At 62.9% G+C, this 2,687-nt stretch carries 2 pseudogenes; both read right to left on the bottom strand.

What is annotated here, in order from left to right:
- Positions 1–1,344: pseudogene (locus IHN22_RS12465) on the bottom strand (DNA-directed RNA polymerase subunit beta'); the annotation flags it as partial.
- Between the two features lie 22 nt (positions 1,345–1,366).
- Positions 1,367–2,687 (bottom strand): annotated as a pseudogene (locus tag IHN22_RS12460) (DNA-directed RNA polymerase subunit beta); the annotation flags it as partial.

The raw sequence follows: 2,687 nt of genomic DNA, 5'->3' as shown, positions 1-2,687 counted from the left end.
GTCGGCGTTGAAGGCGGTACACACCAGGGGGTGGAGCTTGATGGCCCGGCCCTCCACCAGCACCGGCTCGAAGGCCTGGATGCCCAGGCGGTGCAGGGTAGGCGCACGGTTCAGCATAACGGGGTGGTCCTTGATGACGAACTCCAGGGCGTCCCAGACCTCAGCCTTGCCCTTGTCCACCATCTTCTTGGCGGACTTGATGTTGTTGGCCAGACCATCCTCCACCAGCTTCTTCATGACGAAGGGACGGAACAGCTCGATGGCCATCTCCTTGGGCAGACCGCACTGATAGATCTTCAGCTCGGGGCCAACCACGATAACGGAACGGCCGGAGTAGTCCACACGCTTGCCCAGCAGGTTCTGACGGAAGCGGCCCTGCTTACCCTTGAGCATATCAGACAGGGACTTGAGGGCGCGGTTGTTGGCGCCGGTAACGGCGCGGCCGCGGCGGCCGTTGTCGATGAGGGCGTCCACGGCCTCCTGCAGCATCCGCTTCTCGTTGCGGACAATGATGTCGGGGGCGTTGAGCTGGATCAGGCGCTTCAGACGGTTATTGCGGTTGATCACGCGGCGATACAGGTCGTTCAGGTCGGAGGTGGCGAACCGGCCGCCGTCCAGCTGCACCATGGGGCGCAGCTCGGGGGGAATGACAGGCAGCACGTCGATGATCATCCACTCGGGCTTGTTGCCGGAGATGCGGAAGGCGTCCACCACTTCCAGACGCTTGACGATGCGGGCCTTCTTCTGGCCGGAGGCGGCCTTCAGCTCGGCACGGAGCTGGGTGGAGAGCTCCTCCAGGTTGATGTCCTGGAGCAGCTTCTTCACGGCCTCGGCGCCCATGCCGGCCTCAAAGTCGTCCTCGTACTTCTCCCGCATATCGCGGTACTCCTTCTCGGAGAGGATCTGGTTCTTGGCCAGGGGGGAGAAGCCGGGATCGGTCACAATATAGCTGGCGAAATAGAGCACCTTCTCCAGGATGCGGGGGCTGATGTCCAGCAGCAGACCCATCCGGGAGGGGATACCCTTGAAATACCAGATGTGGGACACGGGGGCGGCCAGCTCAATGTGGCCCATGCGCTCACGGCGCACCTTGGCCCGGGTGACCTCCACGCCGCAGCGGTCACAGATCTTGCCCTTGTAGCGGATCTTCTTGTACTTGCCGCAGTGGCACTCCCAGTCCTTGGTGGGACCAAAGATGCGCTCGCAGAACAGGCCGTCCCGCTCAGGCTTCAGGGTGCGGTAGTTGATGGTCTCCGGCTTCTTGACCTCGCCATAGGACCACTCGCGGATCTGCTCCGGGGAGGCGATGCCAATCTTAATGGCGTCAAATTCAGCGTAACTCATGTTTCTGCTCGACCTCCCTTACTTATTCCATATCGTCATCATCGGAGTAATCGTCCTCCGAATCGGAAAAATCATCGCTGTCGTCGGCAACGGCCAGATCATCGTCGTCGCTGCCTTCCTTGAGGGTGTAGCCCGCGGCGGCAAAGTCGGACTCTCCGCCGGCGTTATAGCCGTAGAAGTCGTCGTCATCGTCGCGGAACTTGCCGGGCTGGTAGGTATCCTCGTCGTCGTCCTTCAGCTCGATCTCGTTGCCCTGGTCGTCCAGCACCTTCATATCCAGGCACAGGGACTGCAGCTCCTTAACCAGAACCTTGAAGGACTCAGGCACGCCGGGCTTGGGCACGTTGTGGCCCTTGACAATGGACTCGTAGGTGCGCACACGGCCGGTGACGTCGTCGGACTTGACGGTGAGGATCTCCTGCAGGGTGTAGGCGGCGCCATAAGCCTCCAGGGCCCACACCTCCATTTCGCCGAAGCGCTGGCCGCCGAACTGGGCCTTGCCGCCCAGAGGCTGCTGGGTGACCAGGGAGTAGGGGCCGGTGGAACGGGCGTGGATCTTATCATCAACCAGGTGGTGCAGCTTGAGGAAGTAGACGTAGCCCACGGTGACGGGGTTGTCGAACCGCTCACCGGTGCGGCCATCGTACAGCCAGCTCTTGCCGTCGGGGCGCAGACCGGCCATCTTCAGGGTCTCGGCGATGTCCTTCTCGTCGGCGCCGTTGAAGACGGGGGTGGCCACCTTCCAGCCCAGGGTCTTGGCGGCGTAGCCCAGATGGACCTCCAGCACCTGACCGATGTTCATACGGGAAGGCACGCCCAGGGGGTTCAGCACGATGTCCAGAGGAGTGCCGTCGGGCAGGAAGGGCATATCCTCCTGGGGCAGGATGCGGGACACAACACCCTTGTTACCGTGACGGCCGGCCATCTTGTCGCCCACGGAGATCTTACGCTTCTGGGCGATATAGACACGGACCACCATGTTGACGCCGGGGGAGAGTTCGTCGCCCGCCTCGCGGGTGAACACCTTCACGTCCACGATGATGCCGCTCTCGCCGTGAGGCACCTTCAGGGAGGTGTCACGGACCTCGCGGGCCTTCTCACCGAAGATGGCGCGCAGCAGGCGCTCCTCGGCGGTGAGATCGGTTTCGCCCTTGGGGGTGACCTTACCCACCAGAATGTCGCCGGCACGGACCTCGGCGCCCACGCGGATGATGCCGCGCTCGTCCAGATCCTTCAGGGCGTCGTCGCCCACGTTGGGGATGTCCCGGGTGATCTCCTCGGGGCCCAGCTTGGTGTCGCGGGACTCGGTCTCGTACTCCTCGATGTGGATGGAGGTGAACACG

The sequence above is a fragment of the Flavonifractor sp. An112 genome, from assembly GCF_904377885.1.
In the GTDB taxonomy this organism is placed as follows: domain Bacteria; phylum Bacillota; class Clostridia; order Oscillospirales; family Oscillospiraceae; genus Flavonifractor; species Flavonifractor avicola.
This window is presented reverse-complemented; position numbering and strand designations above follow the sequence as displayed.